General features: G+C 63.0%; 20 protein-coding genes. 11 read left to right on the plus strand and 9 right to left on the minus strand.

Going from position 1 to position 21,362, the window contains the following annotated elements:
- Positions 1-42: 42 nt before the first annotated feature.
- A complete protein-coding gene (locus BLR85_RS09420) occupies positions 43-735 on the minus strand; it encodes an outer membrane protein (protein WP_170844511.1) in 693 nt (230 codons plus the stop codon).
- Between the two features lie 282 nt (positions 736-1,017).
- Here BLR85_RS09420 and BLR85_RS09425 point away from each other — a divergent pair, with 282 nt between their 5' ends.
- Both BLR85_RS09425 and BLR85_RS09430 read left to right on the plus strand, forming a co-directional pair.
- Positions 1,018-1,851 (plus strand): type II toxin-antitoxin system RelE family toxin, encoded by an 834-nt coding sequence (locus BLR85_RS09425; protein WP_093154394.1) that lies wholly within the window; start codon positions 1,018-1,020, stop codon positions 1,849-1,851.
- Positions 1,852-1,918: 67 nt separating this feature from the next.
- Complete coding sequence (locus tag BLR85_RS09430) at positions 1,919-2,350, plus strand: GNAT family N-acetyltransferase (protein ID WP_093154399.1); 432 nt, start codon at positions 1,919-1,921, stop codon at positions 2,348-2,350.
- Positions 2,351-2,368: 18 nt separating this feature from the next.
- Here the strand turns inward: BLR85_RS09430 and BLR85_RS09435 are convergent, their stop codons facing one another.
- The 3 genes from BLR85_RS09435 to ctaD form a co-directional block, all read right to left on the minus strand.
- A complete protein-coding gene (locus BLR85_RS09435; protein ID WP_093154404.1) occupies positions 2,369-3,283 on the minus strand; it encodes a hypothetical protein in 915 nt (304 codons plus the stop codon).
- Positions 3,284-3,289: 6 nt separating this feature from the next.
- Positions 3,290-3,790, minus strand: coding sequence for a DUF2244 domain-containing protein (locus BLR85_RS09440; protein WP_093154408.1), 501 nt, complete (start codon positions 3,788-3,790; stop codon positions 3,290-3,292).
- 287 nt (positions 3,791-4,077) lie between these two features.
- Complete coding sequence (gene ctaD, locus BLR85_RS09445) at positions 4,078-5,751, minus strand: cytochrome c oxidase subunit I (protein WP_093154413.1); 1,674 nt, start codon at positions 5,749-5,751, stop codon at positions 4,078-4,080.
- 249 nt (positions 5,752-6,000) lie between these two features.
- Here ctaD and BLR85_RS09450 point away from each other — a divergent pair, with 249 nt between their 5' ends.
- From BLR85_RS09450 to BLR85_RS09460, 3 genes are all read left to right on the plus strand, one after another.
- Positions 6,001-6,747: an SDR family NAD(P)-dependent oxidoreductase gene (locus BLR85_RS09450; RefSeq protein WP_170844512.1), complete on the plus strand. Its 747-nt coding sequence runs from the start codon at positions 6,001-6,003 to the stop codon at positions 6,745-6,747.
- Positions 6,748-7,047: 300 nt separating this feature from the next.
- A complete protein-coding gene (locus BLR85_RS09455; protein WP_093154421.1) occupies positions 7,048-7,746 on the plus strand; it encodes a peptidoglycan-binding domain-containing protein in 699 nt (232 codons plus the stop codon).
- Positions 7,747-7,776: 30 nt separating this feature from the next.
- The gene (locus BLR85_RS09460) at positions 7,777-8,427 is read left to right on the plus strand and encodes a hypothetical protein (RefSeq protein ID WP_093154425.1); all 651 of its coding nucleotides are present in this window, start codon (positions 7,777-7,779) and stop codon (positions 8,425-8,427) included.
- A gap of 55 nt (positions 8,428-8,482) precedes the next feature.
- On the opposite strand, the gene lipB is transcribed toward BLR85_RS09460, so the two are convergent.
- From lipB to BLR85_RS09480, 4 genes are all read right to left on the minus strand, one after another.
- A complete protein-coding gene (gene lipB, locus BLR85_RS09465) occupies positions 8,483-9,223 on the minus strand; it encodes a lipoyl(octanoyl) transferase LipB (protein WP_093154430.1) in 741 nt (246 codons plus the stop codon).
- A gap of 28 nt (positions 9,224-9,251) precedes the next feature.
- Positions 9,252-11,246: an acyltransferase family protein gene (locus BLR85_RS09470; protein ID WP_170844513.1), complete on the minus strand. Its 1,995-nt coding sequence runs from the start codon at positions 11,244-11,246 to the stop codon at positions 9,252-9,254.
- Positions 11,247-11,435: 189 nt separating this feature from the next.
- Positions 11,436-12,119, minus strand: coding sequence for a response regulator (locus BLR85_RS09475; RefSeq protein WP_093154439.1), 684 nt, complete (start codon positions 12,117-12,119; stop codon positions 11,436-11,438).
- Complete coding sequence (locus BLR85_RS09480; protein ID WP_093154443.1) at positions 12,106-13,539, minus strand: ATP-binding protein; 1,434 nt, start codon at positions 13,537-13,539, stop codon at positions 12,106-12,108. Before BLR85_RS09480 ends, BLR85_RS09475 begins: the two co-directional genes overlap by 14 nt.
- A gap of 267 nt (positions 13,540-13,806) precedes the next feature.
- On the opposite strand from BLR85_RS09480, the gene BLR85_RS09485 reads away from it, so the two are divergent.
- The 6 genes from BLR85_RS09485 to BLR85_RS09510 all read left to right on the plus strand — a co-directional run bounded on the left by BLR85_RS09485 (position 13,807) and on the right by BLR85_RS09510 (position 19,284).
- Entirely contained in the window at positions 13,807-14,106 is a 300-nt protein-coding gene (locus BLR85_RS09485) for a hypothetical protein (RefSeq protein WP_093154447.1), read from the plus strand.
- Between the two features lie 224 nt (positions 14,107-14,330).
- Entirely contained in the window at positions 14,331-15,767 is a 1,437-nt protein-coding gene (locus BLR85_RS09490; RefSeq protein WP_244520669.1) for a UbiA family prenyltransferase, read from the plus strand.
- Entirely contained in the window at positions 15,764-16,183 is a 420-nt protein-coding gene (locus BLR85_RS09495; RefSeq protein ID WP_093154451.1) for a GtrA family protein, read from the plus strand. Before BLR85_RS09490 ends, BLR85_RS09495 begins: the two co-directional genes overlap by 4 nt.
- A gap of 103 nt (positions 16,184-16,286) precedes the next feature.
- Positions 16,287-17,597, plus strand: coding sequence for an arylsulfotransferase family protein (locus tag BLR85_RS09500; RefSeq protein ID WP_093154455.1), 1,311 nt, complete (start codon positions 16,287-16,289; stop codon positions 17,595-17,597).
- Complete coding sequence (locus tag BLR85_RS09505) at positions 17,585-17,812, plus strand: hypothetical protein (protein ID WP_231700968.1); 228 nt, start codon at positions 17,585-17,587, stop codon at positions 17,810-17,812. Before BLR85_RS09500 ends, BLR85_RS09505 begins: the two co-directional genes overlap by 13 nt.
- On the plus strand, positions 17,809-19,284 hold the full coding sequence (locus tag BLR85_RS09510) for a sulfotransferase (RefSeq protein WP_093154460.1): 1,476 nt from the start codon (positions 17,809-17,811) through the stop codon (positions 19,282-19,284). The genes BLR85_RS09505 and BLR85_RS09510 overlap by 4 nt, the downstream gene beginning before the upstream one ends.
- 31 nt (positions 19,285-19,315) lie before the next feature.
- Here BLR85_RS09510 and BLR85_RS09515 read toward each other — a convergent pair whose 3' ends face one another.
- Positions 19,316-21,334, minus strand: coding sequence for a DEAD/DEAH box helicase (locus BLR85_RS09515; RefSeq protein ID WP_093154464.1), 2,019 nt, complete (start codon positions 21,332-21,334; stop codon positions 19,316-19,318).
- Positions 21,335-21,362 lie beyond the last annotated feature (28 nt).

The following is a 21,362-nucleotide window of genomic DNA, read 5'->3' on the forward strand; positions in this document are numbered from 1 at the left end:
CACAGAACTCAGAACTCGGACTGTCTTGCGCATCCGCCGGCCCTACCAGCGGCTGAGGGTGTAATTGACGCCGAAGGCGACCTGGTTGCTGCGGATGTCGGTCTCCAGCCAGCCATCGTATTGCAGGTCGACGTCGATCCAGAACATGGCCGTTTTCAACTCGCCGAATACGCTCCAGCGGTCATTGATCCGGGCCTCCAGCCCGACCAGCGCCCGTGCCGAGAAGCCGCCGAACTGGTACCAGAAGGTTTCACTGGTCCCATCGGTATTCGTGGCCTCGACATGGGGCGTGGTGATACCGACACCGGCGCCGACATAGGGCGTGAAACGCGTTCCGTTCAGGAAGCGGTAATGCACGTTGCCGGTGATCATGTTCACGCCATCGGTAAACTCGAGCGTGGTGAACTCTTCCGGCATCGGGTCGGCGGCCACCTTGGCATGGACATTGTCGATGCCGACGCCCCAGTTGGGATGGTCTTCAAACCACCAGATCGCACGCAGGCCGAAATAAGGCGGGAACTTGAAGGTTTCGCCGTCCCAGGAGACGGTCGTGGATTGCGCTCCGTCGCCGCGGGCGAAGTCGTACTCCACGGTCGAATCCGGCGAGGCGTTGCTACCGAGGTAGAAGGACAGCACCATTTCGGCGCGGGCCGGGCCTGCGAGGGCAAACAGTGCCGCGAACAGCGCACCTGCCAGGAAGAGACGGGGGAGCGGGAGAATGCGAATGTGGTTCATGCCTGTGCCTGACTTTTTTCTGTCCGCGAACCGGATCGTCTCAGGTGGCGGGCTCGGGCCCGGGGCCTGTGGCGCAACCGGAACGGCTGGCGGGCGAGCCGACTCACGGACCGCTCTTTCTCTTGCTGTCCTATGCCGATCATTCCGGGGTTCAACCATTCGGAGGTGAATGGCGTTTTCTGTGGCTTGGGTTCAACACCGGGCACGACCCCGGGTTTGCCGAAAACGGACAGCAGGCTATGGTCGATCCTAATTGCAGTCGAACCGAGGGCGAGCCGAAGCGTGCCACTGATCATCGCCGACACTTTTGCCGACAGCCTCGAGAACTTGACCAAGCAGGAACAATCCGCCGTCAAGCAGACGGCCTTCGATTTGCAGGTGAACCCGGACAATCCGGGGCTGTCCTTTCACCGGATCGACAAGTCGAAGGACAAGTATTTCTGGTCTGTTCGCGTCAACCGCGACCTGCGGGTGATAATCCATAAGCGCGGGGACTCCGTCCTGCTGGCCTATGTCGATCATCACGACGACGCCTATAAATGGGCCGAGAAGCGGAAGCTAGAAATCCATCCGCGCACAGGGGCAGCCCAGATCCTGGTGCTGCGCGAGCGTGTGGAAGAGGTCGTGATCCAGCGGGTCGTGGAGCAGACGGTTGCGAAGTCGCCGCTCTTTGCGGACGAAAGTGACGATACATTGCTTGATTGCGGCGTGCCCGAGGACTGGTTCGACGAAGTCCGCAAGGCGACAGACGAGACGCTGCTCGACATTTGCCGTTTCCTGCCCGCGGAGGCCTCGGAAGGGCTCTTGAACCTTGCCACGGGGATACGGCCGGAAAGGCGGATGCATGACGCAGACGCTGATCCATTCCAGCACCCTGATGCCAGCCGGCGTTTCTGGCCGCTGAACGAGGGGCAGGACCTGCGCGAGGCGATCAAGGCGAGCTGGGAGAAGGTCGAGTTGACGGTGGGCCGGGAGCAGCGCGATCTGGTGGCGCGCTATTTCGAGCGCGGCCGCACGAATGAGGAGCGGGAGGCCGACAGGGCGGACAGAGATTTCTCCGATCCCGCCAAGCTCGTCTTCCGCCGCAAGAAACGCGGGCCGATGGGGTCTCTGTGACCCGCATCAAGCCTAGTAACCGCCGTGCGAAGATACAGGCGTGGGAAATTGCAAGGGGCGGCGATTCATGCCGGTAGAAATCGAGGTTACATTTTGTCCTGTCCGCTCTGATCTCGACCGGCTTAAGGCGGGTTTCCGAGAATATGAGCTATTGGCCATACCGGGTCTGCCGCCCGAATCCGAAGACAGACGGTTCGCCGCCTTTGCCCGTTCAGATGCAGGAGTGATCATCGGGGGGATTGAAGCCAATATCTACTGGGATGGTGTCGAAATCGAATTGCTGTGGGTTGCCGCAGAGCATCGGGGAGAGGGCTTGGGGCGGCAGTTGCTGTCTCAGGTCGAGCAGGCCGCGATTGAACGGGGCGCAGGCATTGCGTTTCTCAAGACAGTGGGCGCGGGCGGCTTCTACGAATCCATGGGTTACGAGGTCTATGGCGTGCTCGAAGATCGCCCGAAAGGGACGCGGCTCTATCACATGAAGAAGCGTTTGCATCCGTGATGCACCGTCCGTTCGGGTTCACGCCATCGGGAATTCCGCCTCGATCCGCGCGAGCGTGCCGGGATCGGTGACCGGGAAGCGCTTCACGTAACGGGTCTTGAAGTCAACGCGGCCACGGCGCTTGCCGAAATTCTCCCCGTGATTGACCACGTAGAGCACCGCCTCCTGTTGCATGGGCGTCAGCCGGCGACCGGCCAGCGCGGCGAGATAGGGGAACATGCGGTGTTCATGGCTGGTGACGGCGGCGAGGTATTCGGCGTCGCGACGGTCCTGGCTGAAATCGAAGCGGAAGGCAGCGCAGGAGCCGCACATCTTCCAGAACGCCTTGCGGCCCGGATGTAGCAGCGTCTGCGGCGTGCACAGGCCGACCTCGTGGCTTTGTGCATCCATCACCCAGCCGCGAGTGACGAGATAGCCGCCGCGCTGCTTGCGCCGGGCCATCTCGGCGACGGCGCCGGGGGCCAGCATGTCGTCGGCATCGAAGGGCATGGCATAGCCGGAGGCGACGCCCAGATCGGGCAGCGCGCGGAAAAGCGTCTCCAGCTTGGCCCATTTGTCATTGCCCACGAAGGGCTTCGTGAAGGGCAGGAAACGGACCTGCTCGTCGAACCGTATCCGCTCTGGCCGGTCCTGCCCGCAGATCACGGCGTGCCAGCAATTGTTGCTCTGGCGGCGAAAGCTCTCCACCGTATCCGCCAGCCGCTCCTCGATCTTGCACCAGTCATCGACGTGATGGCGACCTACCAACGGGATCAGGAAGACGACCGCCGGCTCCTCCGCCGGGCCCAGCCGCGCATGGGCACGCCGCTCCAAAGCCTCCTGCTCGGACCATTGCGTCGCGAGCTTTTCATAGGTCCAGCGCGGACCGAGCGTCGCCGCCGCGGCGCGGATTAACGCCCGGCGCGGTTTGGGTGTGGCGGGAACCTGAGCCATTGGAAATTACCCCCTGCTCGGAAGGTATCGCGCCAGTTCGTTGTAAAGGTCAACGCGCTCATCGTCGCTGAGGAACGCGCCGATCTCGACCTCGCGGTTCGCGCCGCGCAGGGTCACGTAGTTTGCCACCGGGCCCCCTCTTTCGTGCAGCTTGACCTCTACCCAATGCGGGTTGGCCTCCCAGTCCTGTGTGGCCCTGTGGCGGGAATGCCGCTCCAGCCGCACCTTGTCCTCCCAGATCCGCAACTCCTCCAGCACTTCGCCGTCCCGATAGCTTTTCTGGATCGCCCAGTAGAGCAGCCAGAGTGTGCCCATCAGGAAAGGAAGTAGGCCCCAGAGCACCGGCGAGCCGATGGCCGGGTAAAGCGGCAGGAGCAACAGCAGGAAGGTGCCGCCGATGAAGGCCGCAAAGCCACGCTTGGGCAGCGACCGGTGCGGCCACAAGTGCAGTTCCCGCAGTGGTGCCTGCGGGTCAGCGGGGGAAGGGGAAATCCATTCGTAGGGCATGACGGGGTCTGGTTGCTCTGCTTGAAGCGGATATTCAAGAAGGGGGGCGTTGCCCCCCGTCGCGGCAAGCCGCGCCTCCCCCCAGGATATTTTCTGAAAGATGATCGGCAGCCTGGACTCTCATCATCTTTCCCAAAATATCCTCGCCGAAGGCACGATCCGAAGGATCGTATTGCGTATCCGAATGGCGGCAACATCCGCAAGGCCAAGCTTCGCGTAAATCTGGCCGCAAATTGAAAAAGGCCCCGGCGTTTCCACCGGGGCCCTCCGATCTCATCCGAGCGGGATCAGTGGGCGTGGCCCTTGTCCCAATCCTCCTGCTTGGGGAGCGTCTCGAAGGTGTGCTCCGGCGGCGGGCAGGGGAGCGTCCATTCCAGCGTGTCCGCATGCTCGTTCCAGTAGTTCGCCTCGGTGATCTTCTCGCCTTTCCGCAAGGTGGCATAGACGATGTAGAAGAACAGCAGGAACGAGGCGAAAGACAGAAGCGCACCCATCGAGCTGACATAGTTCCAGGTGGCGAAGGCCTCCGGATAGTCGATATAGCGGCGCGGCATGCCCTGGCGGCCAAGGAAGTGCTGCGGGAAGAAGGTCAGGTTAACCCCGATGAAGAACAGCCAGAAATGCAGCTTGCCGAGGGTCTCGGGATACTGACGGCCGCTCATCTTGCCGATGTAGAAATAGACCCCGGCAAAGATGGTGAAGGCTGCGCCCATGGACATGGTGTAGTGGAAGTGGGCCACCACGTAATAGGTGTCGTGATAGGCCCGGTCGATGCCCGCCTGGGACAGGACCACACCGGTCACGCCACCGATAGTGAAGAGCAGCAGGAAGCCGATGGCAAAGAGCATCGGCGTCTTGAACTCGAGCGAGCCGCCCCACATCGTGGCGATCCAACTGAAGATCTTGATGCCGGTTGGCACCGCGATGACCATCGTGGCCAGCATGAAGTAGCTCTGCTGGGAGAGCGACATGCCCACCGTGTACATGTGGTGCGCCCAGACGACGAAGCCCAGAACACCGATGGCGACCATGGCATAGACCATCGGCAGGTAGCCGAAGATCGGCTTGCGCGAGAAGGTCGCGATGACGTGCGACGCGATGCCGAAGCCCGGCACGATCACGATGTAGACTTCGGGGTGACCGAAGAACCACAGGATGTGCTGGTACAGGATCGGATCGCCGCCACCGGCGGGATCGAAGAAGGTGGTGCCGAAATTGCGGTCCGTCAGCAGCATGGTGATGGCGCCGGCCAGCACGGGCAAGCTCAGCAGAATCAGCCAGGCGGTGACGAAGATCGACCAGGCAAAGAGCGGCACCTTGTGCAGCGTCATGCCCGGGGCGCGCATGTTGAGGAAGGTTGTGATCATGTTGATCGCGCCGAGGATCGAGCTGGCGCCCGACACATGCACGGCAAAGATCGCCAGATCCATCGAGAGGCCACCTTCGCGCACCGACAGCGGCGGGTAGAGCACCCAGCCCACTCCGGAGCCGAGCTGTCCGTTGCCGCCGGGGCTAAGCACCGAGCAGACCGCGAGCGTACAGCCGGCGGCATAGAGCCAGAAGCTCAAGTTGTTCAGCCGAGGGAACGCCATGTCCGGCGCGCCGATCTGCAACGGCATGAAATAGTTACCAAAACCGCCGAAAAGCGCCGGGATGACGACGAAGAACATCATCAGGATCCCGTGCGCCGTGATCAGCACGTTCCAGATATGGCCGTTGGGCGTACAGCCCTCGGTCGAGCTTGCAAAGAGCCGGAAGCCTTCCATGCACATGTGCTGAACGCCCGGCGTCATCAGCTCGATGCGCATCAGCACGGTGAAGAAGACGGCTATGAAGCCGACGGCGGCCGAGACGATCAGGTAGAGAATCCCGATGTCCTTGTGGTTGGTGGACATGAACCAGCGGGTGAAAAATCCCCGCTCGTCCTCATGGTCATGCCCATGAATGGCAGCATCGGCCATGCATTTCCTCCGGTAATCTGTCCTGTTTATCTGGGCATACCTTTCCCGAGATATGCCCGCGCGTTCGACCGCTACCCTAGGGTGATAGGGCAGGGGCGGCAACATTCAATATGCGCGATACGAAACATTATTGCGGATGCGGGATTTCGCTGATCCGGGCGTTGCGCCGGGATCATGGCGGGAAAACGTTCCACCTTGCGTCGCTGGAAGCTAAGAGAAGGGTGCCCATTCCCTGCCCGGATCTCCGCGATGTCTGCTTGCCTCCGTACTGTTGTCACAGGTTGTTCCGGCGCGCTCGGCGACGCTGTCTGCCATGCGCTTCTCCGGCGTGGAGACCGGGTGGTCGGGCTCGACCGCACGCCAAGCGGTCGAGACGGGATGAGCTTCCTGCCCTTCGATCTCGGCGAGCCCGAATCCGTCACCGGCGCGGTCCGGCAGGCGAACGAACAGCTTGGCGGCATCGATGCGCTGGTCCATGCCGCCGGTGTCATGTGGACGTCCGATTTCCTAGACACTACGGAGGCGGATCTGCGGGGGCATCTCGATGTCAACCTCATCGGCGCTTTCCGGGTGGTCCGGGACGTTGCGCGTTGCATGGTCGAAGCCGAGGCGAGCGGCAATGGCCGGGGAGGGCGCATTGTCCTCGTGACCTCGCTGCATGGCCGGATCGGCGTGCAGAAGCGCTCGGCCTACGCGGCGTCCAAAGGGGCGCTGGAAGCGCTTGGCCGGGTGGCAGCTGCGGAACTCGCGCAGCACCGGATCCGGGTCAACATGCTGGCGCCGGGTGCCGTTGACGGCGGTATGCAGCCAAATCCGGGCAGCCGGGCGCATTGGGTTGAGGCGACGCCCATCCATCGGGTCGCGACCACGGACGAGGTCGGGCGCGCCGCCGCCCTGCTTACCTCGGACGATGCAAGTTTCATCACGGGTCAGACCATCGCAATTGATGGCGGGGTCACGAATCTGCGCCCGTTTGGGCTTCCATCGGGTGTTTGAAGACGGTTTCTGCCCTCATGGCGGTGACTTCGATACGGCAATCTGCGCCCCGGCAGCGCAGGATCTGATCGGCTCCGGTCGATTCGTGGCTGATCCGGATCGGTCGGAGGATCCGGTCTCGCTTCCCATGTTTTGGCCACCAAACCCACGTGAGGCCGCCTGTGGTGCCGGAACCAATTGAAAATCCCTAGAACTTTCCGAAAAACCAGTGGATTGACCACTATTTGGACTCTGTGAATACCCGCGGATGGCGTAAAATGAGGGTGTTTTCCGCTGTTGTGTCATCCGGGGGGGAGTTCCATGCATCGTTCCATTCTCACTTCGGCCATTGTCATGGTCGCTTTAGCACTTAATCCGGTATCTCGCGCCAATGCCGGTTCAGGTGACGCCGTGGCAGGTGCCATCATCGGCGGCATTATCGGCAGCGCCATTGCCAGCCAGCCGCGCCAGAAAACCTACACCAAGAGAACCTATACCAAGAAGTCGACCGTTTCTTCGGCGCAACGCGCCGAGAACCGCTCTGTCCAACACGCCTTGAACTATTTTGACTTCAATGCAGGTACGCCAGATGGCGTGATGGGGCGCAACTCCCGTTCGGCTGTCTATGCGTACCAGGCACAACTGGGCTATCCGGCCACGGGGCAGTTGACCACGTACGAGAAGGACTTCCTTCTTACCTCGCATAACCGCGCGCTGGCCGGTGGGCCGGCGACCAGCCAGATGATCGCGGCGAACCCGATGGGAACGCGTGGATTGCTGCTTACCTATCGCGATCAGGCCGCCGGCATCATGACCGCGCAGCCGGGAACCGTTAGCGCGCCGCCGCCCGTGGCGACTGTTGTCGCAGCGCCGCCAGCGGAACCGCAGGCCACCGGCCCGGCGGCCGTCACTGCCGGGGTTGCGGGGGCCGTGGCCGGAGCGGCCAACACGCAGCTTGCCGCCGCCGCTTCCAAGGCGCCGCAGATGCCGTCTTTCTTCGGCGGCGTGGGCCAGCGGTAGCTCGCCTCGCATTGCAACGCGGTCAACCTGATGACCAATGCCAAGGGTGGCTTCACCGACGTATCGCAGATGTCCGATCCGACGATCGTGCTGAACGAGCAGTTCTGCCTCGCGCGGACCTACGCGATTGCCCAGAGTGAGAAGCTCATGACCCAGGTGCAGGGCGTGAGCGCTGCCGACGTTACGGCGCAATGCAAGCAACTGGCCCCGCTGCTCAAGGAGCAGGTCGCGTCGGTCTCCGTCAATAACCGTCCGGCCGTGATCGACAAGGTTTCTTCCTTCGTGCTCTCCACCGGCATGGCGCCGAGCCAGATGGCGCAGACGGCGCGGATCTGCCTCGGCGACGGTTACCGGGTTGATGACATGGATGTGGCCCTCGCCTCGGCACTGATCCTCGTCGTGCTGGGCGAGCCGGTCTATGGCGAGCTTCTCGGGCATCACCTGACGGCAGGTTTCGGGACGTCCTCGCGAGTCGATCTCGCCTATGAATGGTATCAGGCCAGTTCGGATGCCGTCGCGCGCGGCGCGACGCAGGTCTTTGCGCCGGGACAGGCCGGACGTGCAGAACTCATCCTGACCGCCGCGACGGAGATGAGGGGCGGCGGCACCGGTGCCGCGATGGGGACAGTGCCGCAGCCGGCAGCCGCGAATTCGGTGCCGAGCTTCAACATCGCGCAATAGCGCGAGCAGACTTTGCCGAAATGAAATGGAGGTGCGCGCCGGTTTGGCGCGCCTTTCATTGGGGCTCGCTCGCCCCGCCGTCTTCGGGCATAGGCAGGGCGTCATCGAAGGTTGCGCGGAGCGCTACGTCGAGATCGTTCATCGTCACCGGCAGCCCAAGATCGACCAGGCTGGTGACGCCATGCCCGGTAATGCCGCAGGGCACGATCCCGTCGAAATGGCTCAGATCTGGTTCGACATTGATCGAAATTCCATGAAAACTGACCCATTTGCGCAGGCGAATGCCAATCGCGGCGATCTTGTCCTCGCGCGGGGAGCCATCCGGCAGCGGTGCCTTTTCCGGTCGCGTGACCCAGACCCCGACCCGCCCGGGGCGTATCTCGCCCTTGATGTTGAAGGTATCGAGCGTCGAGATGACCCAGTTTTCGAGCGCTTCGACAAAGGCGCGCACATCGCGTCCACGCCGGTTCAGGTCCAGCATCACGTAGACAACCCGCTGGCCCGGGCCGTGATAGGTGTATTGCCCGCCGCGCTTGGAGTCGAAAACCGGGAAACGCTCCGGCTCCCGCAGGTCCTCGATCTTCGCGGATGTACCCGCCGTGTAGAGCGGCGGATGTTCAAGAAGCCAGATAGCCTCGTCCTCGGTGCCCGCGTGAATGGCCGCGGCGCGCCTTTCCATCTCGGCAACTGCCTCGGGATAGGGGACAAGGCCCGGACTCGTGATCCATTCAACCATCGGGTGCGCTCCGTTTGCTTTCGCGGTCACAGCATTTCGCGTCTCCAGCCTTTGACTCATCGCGCCGTTGGGAGCAAGTCCGTGCCGGTTACTGACGGGCCGCGATCAGCACCGGCAGAAGTGGTTCTTCAAGCAGCGCCTCGGCCGCCCGGCGGGTCAGGTGATTGTCGTCGGAGTAGAGCGGAATACCGTTGGCGTCGGTCGTCCGGCAGAATTCACCGCAAAAGACACCGCTGAGCGAGATGTGTCTGGTGCCTTCATCGCTGTCTGCGACCCGCGCCAGAAGGGTCTCGGTGCGCCCCGACCTGGCAAGATGGGCGGCGCGGCTCAAAGGTTCTGGCGTCGGACGCCCGAAGGTGAGCGCACTCCTGGCCATTCGGATCGGCACGTCCCAGCCAGCCTCGGGCACGGGGCCAAGGATCACCACACGACGGTGGTTCGCCCGAAGCGCCGCGACTGTCTCGCCGAGCGCCTGCTCCACGATTTCCGCATTTCGCAGCGCGGGAGTGCTCGGAAGGCCGGTGCCGGCGATTTCCTGCAGGTGAACATCGCGGCCGGTCTCTTCGCCAAAACGCGTCCCTTCCACGGATAGCGTCCAACGGCCGGAGAGAATGACCAGCGGCATATCCTGCCGTGTTTCCAGAAAGGCCAGGACGGATTGGTTCAGCTCGGTGCAGGCACGGTCCTCGGGGATTCGGCGCAAACCCGGTACGGGAAGGCAGGCGCTCCTGCCGGCGAACAGTCCGCTCAGCCCCGCGCGCCGCGCCGCCTTTTCCAGCCCGGGCAGGATTGCCAGCGCGTGGCTGTCGCCCCATAGCAGGAAATCGGCCTTGCCTTCGGTCTGCGAGGCGCCAATTCGGCAAAGACCTTCGGCGGGAAGGGGTCCGAAACAGGCATCGCGTTGCGGCGCCGTGTCCTGTGCGGCGGCGGCGACCGCCTGAACATGACCTGATATTCTCCAGGGTGCGCCATCGCTGAGCGCCAGCGCCGCGCCAATTCCGGCGGTCATGCAGAGGGAACCTGCCGACAGGGCAAAGACGCTTCTGCGCCCCCTTCCCGCCGTTGGGACATGGCGGAACGGTCGCTCGATGAAGCGATAGGAAAAGGCGGCAAGGCCAACCGAGAGTGCCACAGCGCACAAGCCGATAGGCAAGGGCAGTTCCACGGATCCCCGGACGCTGCGCAGCAAGGCCATCACGGGCCAGTGCCAGAGGTAGAGCGAATAGGAGATCAGCCCGATCCAGACCAACGGGCGGCAGGACAGCATGTTTCGCACATGGGTGCCGTGATGCCTGCCGGAAAGAATGATGGCGGCGGTCCCGAACACCGGCGGCAGGGCGGCCAGGCCCGGAAACGCCGTTTCAGTGCCGTAGAAGATTACAGGAAGAAGGATGCAGCCAAACCCGAGTGCCCCGAGCACATCCGCCTGCCAGCGGGCCATGGCCCCGCGCGCCGGTTGCAGGGCCAGGATTGCGCCGAGCGCGAATTCCCAGGCGCGAAACGGCAAGAGATAGAAGGCCCACTCGGGGCGGGCTGGCAGCGTAAGGGCGGCCAGAAGAAGCGACGTAGTTGCCAGCAGGAGCAGGCTGGCGAACACGACGATGCGCTTGAACCTCAGCAGTGCGAGGAGAAGCGACGGGAATAGCAGGTAGAATTGCTCCTCGATGGCGAGGGACCAGCTGTGCAGAAGCGGTGAAAGTTCGGCTGCCGGGGCGAAATAGTCCTGGTTCGCTGCGAAATGGAAATTCGAGGCGAACAGGACCGTGGCCACGGCCGATTTTCCGAGCGCGTCCATTTCGGCAGGCAACAGGACGAGGCTTCCGACCGCGAAGGTGGTCAAAATCACCACCGTGAGGGCCGGAAGGATGCGCCTGGCGCGACGCTCGTAGAAATCGAGCAACGAGAACTGGCCATTGTCGGTCTGGCGCAGGATGATCGAGGTGATCAGGAAGCTCGAGATCACGAAGAAGATGTCGACTCCGACGAAACCGCCGTCAAATCCGGGGATGCCGGCGTGAAACAGGACCACCGGGAGGATCGCCAGGGCACGGAGCCCGTCAATGTCGGTGCGGTAACGGATCACCGATCCACATGCCTTGGGTGGGGCCGGCAAGGGCCGGCGATTCTTGCATTTGCCCAGTTGGACAGCTCACCGTGGTTTTGCGCCGATAGTGGTTACTACCGGGTTAAGTTTGTTGGGCGCTGCCCCAGGGGAGTCCAACTCCGCGTGGAAGCGCAGGAATGAACATCTCCGAAAGGCAATACGTTCGGCCTATTCCTCGTAGGAATAGCCCACGCCATAGACGGATCGGATCGGATCCCAATCGCCACTCACCGCCTTGATCTTGTGACGGATATTCTTGATGTGGCTGTCGATCGTGCGGTCGATGATGGCCGCGTTCTCGGGAAAGGCGAAATCGAGCAGCTGCGAGCGCGAATAGACCCGACCAGGCCGACGGTGCAGCACCTGCAGCAGCTGGAACTCCCGACGGGTCAGGTCTAGCGGTTCGTCGCCGACAGTCGCTCGCCAGGAGTTCTCGTCCAGTACGATGCCATGAGGATTGGCCTGTTCGCGGGCATCCCGCGGCGCCGATCGCCGGAGGATCGCCCGCACGCGGGCAACCAGCTCGCGCGGTGAAAAGGGTTTGCACATGTAGTCGTCCGCGCCCAGTTCCAGCCCCAGGAGCCGGTCGATTTCCTCGACCTTTGCCGTTTCCATGATGATCGGAACATCGCTTTTCGCCCGCACCTCGCGGCAGATCGTCAGCCCGTCCTTTCCGGGCAGCATCAGGTCCAGAATGACGAGGTCGGGCGCTGTTTCCAAGATCGTCTCGGTCGCGTGGGTGCCCGCGTTCAGGATCGTGGCGCGATAACCGGCCTGTTCGAGATACTGGCGCAGAATGTCGGAGAGGGCGGGCTCGTCCTCGACAACGAGAATGTGGCTAGGCGTGTTCATGTGCGGGTCCTTGTTTGGGGAGCGCTATCCTGATCCGCAGCCCGCCGAGCGGCGAGACGTCCGCCGTGATCGTGCCGTTATGCGCGGTGACGATGGCCGAGCAGATGGACAGGCCAAGACCCGAACCGCCAAGCCTTCGGCTGCGGGAGGCTTCCGCGCGATAGAAGCGCTTGAAGAGAAAATCCATCGCGTCCTCGGGGGGCGCGGGCGAGGTGTCGTCGACAATGGCGATCACCTCCTCCCCTTGCTGATAGGCGGTGAGCCGTATTGTTCCGGGAACAGAGGTGTAACGCATCGTGTTCTCGATCAGGTTGTCCATGACCTGCTCCATGCGATCGGGATCGCAGAAGAGGTCGAGCCCCTCTTCGATGTCGCGTTCCACCGCCAGACCGGTCTCGTTGAGGCGCATTTCGGCGTGATCCAGCCGGAGGTTGAGCAAATCGCTGAAATCGGTGAGGCGGGTGGCGACGGCAGTACGGCCTTCGCGCGAAAGGGACAGCGTCTTCAGATCCGCCACCAGCCGGGACAGCCGCATGACCGCATCATGCATCTCGTCCAGGGTGGGCGTGTCGGCCTTGCGAATGCCATCCTGCATCGCCTCGATCTCGGCCCTGAGCACCGCGAGCGGGGTCTGCAATTCGTGAGACGTGTCGGAAATCCACTGCTTTTCGGCATCCCGGGCGTCTTGCAGGCTTTGCGCGAGGACGTTGGTATGTTCGATCAACTGGCCCAACTCGTCCTTGCGGTCACTGGGAATGCGGTGGTGAAATTCGCCCTGCGTCAGGGTTCGTGCCCCCCTTTCGAGCGCCTTTATCGGCTTCAGAAGGTGGCGTGCGAGCAGACTCGCGGCCAATGCCGAGACACCCATGGCAAAAAGCGAGGCGAGCAGGAGATTCTTGGTCTGCCCCTTCAGGAAGAAGAGATCGGTCTTGCTGCGCCCGCCGCGCGGGGCCGTCAGACCGACATAGCCGAGCGTTCCGCTGCCGTCCGCGGCCGGGATCTCGCGGCGTTCCGAAAGGTTGCCGGGGGCTCGCGGCGGAATGAGCAAGGTGCCATCCCGCGCCATCAGGAACATGCGCGCGTCGAGTCGCATCGGGCTTGCATCATGCGGTGGCGGGGGGGGCTTCCTGCTCAGTCTTGGCGGCCTCGGCTCGGGCATGAGATTGGTCATGAGAAAATCGGCCCATGCTTCGGGACTTGCCGCCAGTTCCGGCCATCCCGGATGGGTGGGGTCGTGCTGCCGGGACAAATTCTCGACCAGATTGTCCAGCTGTTGCAATTCGCCTTGCAGCAGGTAGCGCGAGAACCCGTCCCGCATGGAATAGGAAACCAGCCCGGCAAGCGTCGCCACGACCAGAACGGCGGTCAGAGCGAAGGCGGCGAAGAACTGCAGGGCGAGGGAGCGGCGAAACAGATTCATGCTGCCCACTCTATCGAGCAATTTGCAGGGAAAATGAAGTTCGCGGCAATCGGCGGAGCGATTTGGCACAGGCGAAATGTTATTCGCCCTGCATCCGGGACCGCCGACCGGTTGTCGAGCATCCACAGCATCGGCAGTGATCGAACATGGCCTTCGGCGGTCAGACGCGAAAAAAACGGCAGCTTCACTTTTCCTTCATTCTACCTGCACGGAGCGCGGTCAGAAGCGGGCCTGTCGAGATATCCGAACCAGCAGGAAAGTTTCATCATGCACCGTCTCCCCAGAGCTGCCCGCCAGCTTATCTTGTCGCGCCTCATTGCCATTGCCGTCACCGTGGCGATGGCCGGGCTTCTCATCGGCATTGCTCAGGCCCAGCAATCCCGGCAGGGCCGCCCGGACGGGGCGCCGCCCGAAGCGCTGTCGGCCTGCAGCGGCAAGTCGACCGGCGATGCCTGCCAGATGACCATTCGCGGCAAGGGTGACAGCGCTTCTGGCCAATGCATCGACACGCCAGACAACAATGTCGCCTGCCTGCCGGAAGGCGCGCCGCAACCGCCCAAATCCTGACTCGTCCCGCTGTGAGCAGGTCTGCCGGAAACGGCAGCACTGCCGGCCTGCTGTCTTCCCCGGCAGGCCGGCTTTTTTGTGCCTTCGGCCAAGGGTATCCTGCCAGCGGATCGCGGTAGCGGGGCTTCGGCGCAACAGGTGAAAAGCTTGGCAATTGAGGGGATACATGCCGACTCCCTCTTTGCTACACTTCGTCGCAAAAAAAGAGCAGTGTGAGAAAAATTTTGACAGATCATGAGATTAGCTCGGGGGTTCTGGCTGTCGACCTCGATGGTACCTTGCTGCGCTCGGATATGTTGTTCGAATGCTTCTGGTCCGGGCTCGGGCAGGATCTGCGCGGAACGCTGAAGGCGGTCCGCCAGCTTTCGTATGGAAAGGCACAGCTGAAGCAGGCGCTTTCAGATGTGGCCTCGGTCGATATTTCTACGCTGCCCTATGACGCGGATGTCATCGCCTATATCGAGGCATGGCGTGCCAAGGGAGGGCGGACGGCCCTGGTGACGGCGTCGACCCAACCCATCGCGGAGGAGATCGCCGCGCATCTGGGCATCTTCGACGAGGTGCACGGAACGGACCGCACAACCAATCTGAAAGGCCCGGAAAAGGCGCGTTTCCTTGTCGAGCGCTTTGGCGAAGGCGGCTTTGCCTATATGGGCGACGCGGAGGCGGATCTTCCTGTCTGGGAAAAGGCGGCCAAGGCGATCACCGTGAACGCGCCGCGACAGCTCCGGGAGGCGGCGGCATCGCTGGGCGTGGAAGCCGAGCATGTCGGTGCCGAGAAAGTGCCCGCGCGGACCTATCTCAAGGCGCTTCGCCCGCATCAGTGGATGAAGAACCTGCTGATTTTTCTGCCCATGCTGGCGGCGCATAACTTCACCGCCCTGAGCGTTCTGCAAAGCGTGCTGGCCTTCGTGGCTTTTTCGGCGGTGGCCTCCTCGGTCTATGTACTCAACGACCTGCTGGACCTTTCGGTGGACCGGGCGCACCCGCGCAAGAAAGCCCGCCCCTTCGCCGCCGGTGCGATCCCGATCCAACATGGAACCTGGCTGGCAGCGGGATTGCTCGGCCTGGGCGTCGTGATTTCCCTTCTGCTCGGGCGCTCTTTCCTGTTTTTCATGCTGGTCTATTTCGCGACCACCACGGCCTATTCGATGACGCTCAAGCGCCGGGTCGTGATCGACATCTGCACACTCGCGATCCTCTACACGCTGCGCATCGTCGCGGGCGGGGCGGCCACGGCGATCCCGCTCTCGGTCTGGCTGCTGGCCTTCTCGATTTTCTTCTTCCTGTCGCTCGCGGCGGTGAAAAGGCAGGCGGAACTGGTGGACAATGAAAAGCGCGGCAAGCTCAACGTCTCCGGGCGCGGATACCAGACCGAGGATCTGCCGGTCATTTCGATGATGGCGATCAGTTCCGGCTACGTGGCCGTGCTTGTGCTGGCGCTCTACGTCAACTCCGCCTCGGTGACCCAGCTCTACTCACTTCCTGGCACGCTCTGGGGCGTCTGCCTTGTGCTGCTCTACTGGATCAGCCGCATCGTGATGCTGACCCATCGCGGTCACATGCATGATGACCCGGTCGTCTTTGCCGTACGGGACAAGAACAGTCGCATCGCCTTCCTGGTGATCCTAGGCTTCGCGGTCGGGGGGGCAGTGTTGTGACAACGGCGCGGCTTGTGATCCTCTATGCCTTCTTTGCCGTGATCGCGACGCTGGCCAACCTCGGCGTGCAACGGGTCGTGCTGCTCGGCGGCAAAGGTGGCCTGTGGCTGATGGCGGCCATTGCGACCGGAACGCTGGCCGGACTGGTGATCAAGTACATCCTCGACAAGCGCTGGATCTTTTTCGACCAAAGCACCGGAGTCGCCGTGCACGGACGCAAGTTCAGCCTCTATACCGCGATGGGTCTTGTCACGACGGCCATTTTCTGGGGCGCAGAGGCGACGGCCTGGGCGATCTGGCAGACGGATCTGGCGCGCGAGATCGGCGCGGTGCTGGGCCTGAGCGTCGGATATGTCGTGAAGTTCAAACTCGACCGGAAATTCGTCTTTCCGGACGCTCGGATGAAGCCAGCTTGAGGGACGCAAGAGACGTGAAAAGACGTGAGAGATATACCCTGTTCAGCCGCCAAATGCCGTCGGAGATTCGAAACCGGAAAGGGCGCGATGCCATGGTGACGTCTTGACGGACTGGTCGCGCACGATCTTTTTCACATCGGTTTCCGTCACGGTGATCGCGGGGTCCTTCCTTTATGGCGTCTATGGCTACCGCAATGCCTGGCCGCCCGTTCCGGCGGTCATCAAGCTGCACAACACGGTCCGGGAGGTGATTTCCCCGAGCGACAGCATCCTGGAGACTACGACCGCGCCTCTGCCGGAGCCGGTTGCGACCCTGCTGCCCGATGCGCTGGAGCCCGGGCTTGTCGCCATGGCCGCGGGTCTGGACGAGCGCATCGCCGAGGTGCGGGTGATCGATCGCGCGGGCAATCTGATCCACACATACGCGACCAACTGGACCGAGATCTGGCCCGACGGGGAGGGCGATTTCCCGCGCCGGCCCGTGCAGGACATGTATCTGCATGGCGTCGGTTTCCTGCCGGACGGATCGCTGGTGGCAAATTTCGACCACCAGAGCACCTTTCGCATGGATGTCTGCGGCGAGATCCTGTGGAAACTGGAAAATCTTGGCCACCATTCCATCCATATCGACAAGGACAGCACGATCTGGGTTCCCGCCGAAATCCGCCCCTCGGAAGCGCCCATGCCCTATCCGCTGCACCAGCCGCAGGTGCTGAACTGGACGCTTGAGAAGATTAGCCCGGACGGCGAGATCCTGAAAACCGTCCCGATCCTGGAGCTGTTGATGAAGGCCGGTTACGAGGGCCTGCTCTTCATGTCGGACCTCAACAACCTGGCCTTGCCCGTGACGGGCGACACCCTGCATCTGAACGATGTCGAGGTCTTCCCGGAAGGCATGGATTCCACCCTGTTCGCGCCCGGCGACGTGATGCTCTCGCTGAGAAACATCCATACGATCATCGTTTTCGATGCCGACCTGGAACGCGTCAAGTTCGTCAGCTCCGGCCGTGTCATGCGGCACCACGATCCGGATTTCGCAGGCGGAAACCGGATCTCGATCTTCGACAACAGGAGTTTCACCAAGTCGGACGGGCTGGAGACGGCCGCCAGCCGGATCGTCGAGATCGACGCTGCAACCGGGGAGCTCTCCGTCCTGATTGACGGTGCCGATCCGGAGGTAGGCTTCTATACCGAGATCATGGGGATGCATCAGCGTCTGCCGGGCGGAAATATCCTCGTCACATCGGCTGGCGAAGGACGGGTTCTGGAATATACCGCTGATGGAAAACTGGCGTGGCGGTTCCAGAACCAGACCGAAGGCGGCGACGTCTGGCGGGCATTCTGGGCCGAGGTGCTGCCGCCGCAACTGGACAAGACATTCTTTGAAGAGGCGAAATCGAGATGCGGAAACTAAGCAAGCTGGCCGCCATGCTCTGTGCGGCCCTGTTGATCTCGGCCAATCCGGCGCTGGCCTATATCGGCCCGGGGGCCGGGCTTGGCGCCATCGTCATCACCGGGGCGCTGATCGTGGGCGTCGTGCTGCTGGTCGTCGGCTTTCTCTGGTATCCGCTCAAGCGTATGCTGAAGGGTAAAAAGCAGGCTGACCAAGGGGCTGGCGCCGAGAAATGAGCGTCCTGGCGCCGCTTGCCGTCTGCCTTGTCGCGGTTCTGTGTTTCGGCATCGGCCTTTGGAAAACCGCCATTGCGTCTTCGGCCAAGAGCGTCCTGTCGTCTGTTCAGGCCGGCGTTTCGGCCATGTCGGACCCGGATATGGACGACGCGGCCAAGGAACGCGCGGTGCAGAAGGCCGGGCTCTCGCTGATCGGCAAGACTTTCGGGCTGACGACCCGGCTGCTGGCGACCTTCGCGCTGGCCGCCCTGCCAATCTTCGCGGCGGATCTGGCCGGTCTTGTTCCCTATGCGGCCAGCATGGACATGATGCTGCGGTCGGAATTCATCATCGGCGTGTCGATTGTCGCCATTCTTGTTGGCGGCGGGATCTCCCGCAGCTTTGGCACCGCACAGACGGAGGCAAGTGACGAGCCCTATAACGCGGGCGACCAACTGGTGCACACGCTGGCATTCGCCTCTCCGGCGGTCATGCGTGGACTGGGGCGTCTGGACGACCGGCTGTTCGCCCGGACGATCTCCGAGGTCAAACTCGCTCACCCCGTCTTCATCACTTCGCTGGCACGCGGTGGCACGACAGCGGTTCTGAACGCGCTGCACGGGCTGCCCTCGGTTGCGACCCATCGCTACCGCGACATGCCCTTCATGACCGCACCGCTCTCATGGTCGCGCGTCTATGGCAGCCGCGCCCGTGCGGTCGCGCGCCGGGAACGCGCCCATGGCGACGGCATGGAGATCGATCTCGACAGCCCGGAAGCCTTTGACGAGGTCCTGTGGCGTCTCTATTGGCCGGAGAAATATGGCGCGCGGAGCATTTCGCTCTGGCAGGAGAGCGATCAGCGGCCGCGGGCAGAAGATGTCTTCGACCGCCATTTTGCCAAGATCGGACATCTGCGGCGGCCTGAGACCGCGTCGGACGGCAACGTGCATTACCTGTCCAAGAACAACGCCAATATCGCGCGGCTCTCGCTTTTGCCCGCGATGTTCCCCGGTTGCCGGATCGTCGTGCCGCTGCGCAGCCCCGGCGCGCATGCGGCCTCGCTCCTGCGTCAGCACCGCAATTTCCTCGAACGGCACGCGACCGATGCCTTCACCCGCCGCTACATGCGCGATATCGGCCACCTGGAATTCGGCTCGCTTCTGAAACCGATCGCCTTTGATGGCTTTGAGCTGTCCGAACGGGACGCAACTGAGCCGGATTTCTGGCTGTCCTACTGGATCGCGGCTTTCAACGAGATCGCTCGCAAACGCGATGCCTGCCTTTTCGTCACGCAAGACGACCTGCGTGCGCGACCGCAAGCCACGATGCAGGCACTGTGTGAAGCGAGCGGAATCCCGGATAACGGCGCCGATTTCACCGGCCATTTCCGGGCCGGGGCGGACAGTTTCAATGCCAGCGCCTTTTCTCCCGGCCTGCTGAAAGAGGCCGAGGAGATCTACGCAGAGCTGTCAAAAGGCGCCGTGCGCGGCTGATCGAACAAGGCGTGCCGCGCGGCCGGACGGATTACTTCTTGCGTCGCGGCAACGCGTCGCCGCCACGGGGGGCCTTATTCACGACCGCCTTGGCCCTTGCCTTGTTCTTCTTGCTCGACGGTTTGCCCGGCGGCGGCGCCGCGCCTTTCTTCACATGCGGCTTGCGCGGCATTTCCTTGCCTTCGAAGGTGCCGGCGTCGCTCTTTTCCCACGTCTTTCCGGGCTTGCTTGCCTTGTGGCGAGGCTTGCGCGGCGCGGGGGCCTCGTCGCCGTCGGCGCCGGCCGCGCGCACGGGATTGTCCTTCCAGTCGGGCTTGGGCTTGTTCTTCCAGTCCGCTTTCGGCTTGTCCTTCCAGTCCGCCTTCGGCTTGTCTTTCCAGTCGGACTTGGGTTTGCCAGCCCCTGCCGGACGTGGCTTGCGCGGCCCATCCCCGGCGTCGAAGCGTTTGTTGGAAGGCGCGCTGCGCGGCCCGGTGGGCAGGGAGGGCGGCGAGGTCAGCCGAGTTGCGGTGACGCCGTCTTCCACGATCATGTCGGGGCCGAGCGCTTCGCAGAACCCGTCAACGCTGGCTTCGGCGATCTCGACATAGCTTTCGTCTGCCTTGAGCCGGATCGCGCCGATCTCGGTCTTGGTGATTCCTCCCGCCTTGCAGATCATCGGCAGGATGCGCCGCGGATCGGCGCCGGAATCGCGGCCAATGGAGAGCGAGAACCAGACGCTGGGCCCGAATTCCCGGCGCGGTTTCGGAGCCGCGTCCATTTCCGTCAATTCCTCGGGAGCGGAATGCTGCGCGCGGTAGAGGCTCAGGAAGGCGTTGGCGATCTTTTCGGCCGGGAAGCTCCGTACGAGCCTTTCGATCACCTCGGATTCGGACTCGGTCGAGCTTTCCTGCCAGACCGGATCGGCAAAAAGCCGGTCCTCGTCGCGTGTCAGGACCGCCTCAGCCGTCGGCGCGCCGCCCCATTCGGCCTTGATCTTGGCCGCGGCCAGAAGACGCTCGGCCTTCTTGCGGAACTTGGGCTGAACGACCAACGCGCTGACGCCCTTGCGCCCGGCACGACCCGTGCGTCCCGAACGGTGCAAAAGGGTTTCGTGGTTGGAGGGCAACTGGGCGTGAATCACGAGGTCGAGGTTCGGCAGGTCGAGCCCGCGCGCGGCGACATCGGTCGCCACGCAGACGCGAGCACGCCCGTCCCGCATCGACTGCAACGCGTGAGAACGTTCGGTCTGCGAGAGCTCGCCCGACAGCGCCACCACCTGGAAGCCGCGATTGGACAGGCGTGTGGTCAGCCGGTTCACCATCTCGCGCGTGTTGCCAAAGACAATGGCATTGGGTGCTTCGTGGTAGCGCAACGTGTTGATGACCGCGCTCTCGGCGTCACGATCGGCAACCAGCATGGCGCGATACTCGATATCGGCATGCTGGCTGGCCTCGGAACGCGTGACGATACGTACGGCTTCTTTCTGATAGCTGCGGGCCAGTTGCTCGATCGGCTTTGGAACCGTCGCGGAGAACAGAAGCGTCTGCCGAGTGTCGGGGGCCTCGTCGAGGATAAATTCCAGATCCTCGCGGAAACCGAGATCCAGCATCTCGTCGGCCTCGTCGAGAACCACGGAGCGGATCGCGCTGAGGTCGATCGAGCCGCGCATGATATGGTCCCGCAGCCGCCCCGGCGTGGCAACGACCACGTGGGCGCCGCGTGCCAGCGTGCGCCGCTCGTCGCGCATGTCCATCCCGCCGACACAGGAGGCAACCAACGCGCCGGCCTTTGCGTAGAGCCAGGCAAGCTCGCGTTTGACCTGAAGTGCCAGCTCTCGCGTCGGCGCGATGACCAGTGCGAGAGGTGCGCCGGCGGAGCCGAAAACCTCGTCGCTGCGCAGGAGCGTGGGAGCGATGGCAAGACCGAAGCCAAGAGTCTTTCCGGACCCCGTCTGTGCCGAGACCAACAGGTCCGCTCCCTCCAGTTCAGGCTGCGTCACCGCCTCCTGAACAGGTGTGAGATTGGTATATCCGCGCTCTTGGAGCGCATCGGCAAGGGCTTTTTTCACGGGAGGTCTTTCGGCTGAAACGTGCGGC

It is taken from the genome of Aliiruegeria lutimaris (assembly GCF_900099935.1).
In the GTDB taxonomy this organism is placed as follows: domain Bacteria; phylum Pseudomonadota; class Alphaproteobacteria; order Rhodobacterales; family Rhodobacteraceae; genus Tropicimonas; species Tropicimonas lutimaris.

Excerpts from the sequence above, each read along its gene's own strand:
- BLR85_RS09420 (WP_170844511.1), bottom strand. The coding sequence starts at position 735 with ATGAACCACATTCGCATTCTCCCGCTCCCCCGTCTCTTCCTGGCAGGT.
- BLR85_RS09430 (WP_093154399.1), top strand. The coding sequence starts at position 1,919 with ATGCCGGTAGAAATCGAGGTTACATTTTGTCCTGTCCGCTCTGATCTC.
- BLR85_RS09435 (WP_093154404.1), bottom strand. The coding sequence starts at position 3,283 with ATGGCTCAGGTTCCCGCCACACCCAAACCGCGCCGGGCGTTAATCCGC.
- BLR85_RS09440 (WP_093154408.1), bottom strand. The coding sequence starts at position 3,790 with ATGCCCTACGAATGGATTTCCCCTTCCCCCGCTGACCCGCAGGCACCA.
- ctaD (WP_093154413.1), bottom strand. The coding sequence starts at position 5,751 with ATGGCCGATGCTGCCATTCATGGGCATGACCATGAGGACGAGCGGGGA.
- BLR85_RS09450 (WP_170844512.1), top strand. The coding sequence starts at position 6,001 with ATGTCTGCTTGCCTCCGTACTGTTGTCACAGGTTGTTCCGGCGCGCTC.
- BLR85_RS09455 (WP_093154421.1), top strand. The coding sequence starts at position 7,048 with ATGCATCGTTCCATTCTCACTTCGGCCATTGTCATGGTCGCTTTAGCA.
- BLR85_RS09460 (WP_093154425.1), top strand. The coding sequence starts at position 7,777 with ATGACCAATGCCAAGGGTGGCTTCACCGACGTATCGCAGATGTCCGAT.
- lipB (WP_093154430.1), bottom strand. The coding sequence starts at position 9,223 with ATGAGTCAAAGGCTGGAGACGCGAAATGCTGTGACCGCGAAAGCAAAC.
- BLR85_RS09475 (WP_093154439.1), bottom strand. The coding sequence starts at position 12,119 with ATGAACACGCCTAGCCACATTCTCGTTGTCGAGGACGAGCCCGCCCTC.
- BLR85_RS09480 (WP_093154443.1), bottom strand. The coding sequence starts at position 13,539 with ATGAATCTGTTTCGCCGCTCCCTCGCCCTGCAGTTCTTCGCCGCCTTC.
- BLR85_RS09485 (WP_093154447.1), top strand. The coding sequence starts at position 13,807 with ATGCACCGTCTCCCCAGAGCTGCCCGCCAGCTTATCTTGTCGCGCCTC.
- BLR85_RS09505 (WP_231700968.1), top strand. The coding sequence starts at position 17,585 with ATGCGGAAACTAAGCAAGCTGGCCGCCATGCTCTGTGCGGCCCTGTTG.
- BLR85_RS09510 (WP_093154460.1), top strand. The coding sequence starts at position 17,809 with ATGAGCGTCCTGGCGCCGCTTGCCGTCTGCCTTGTCGCGGTTCTGTGT.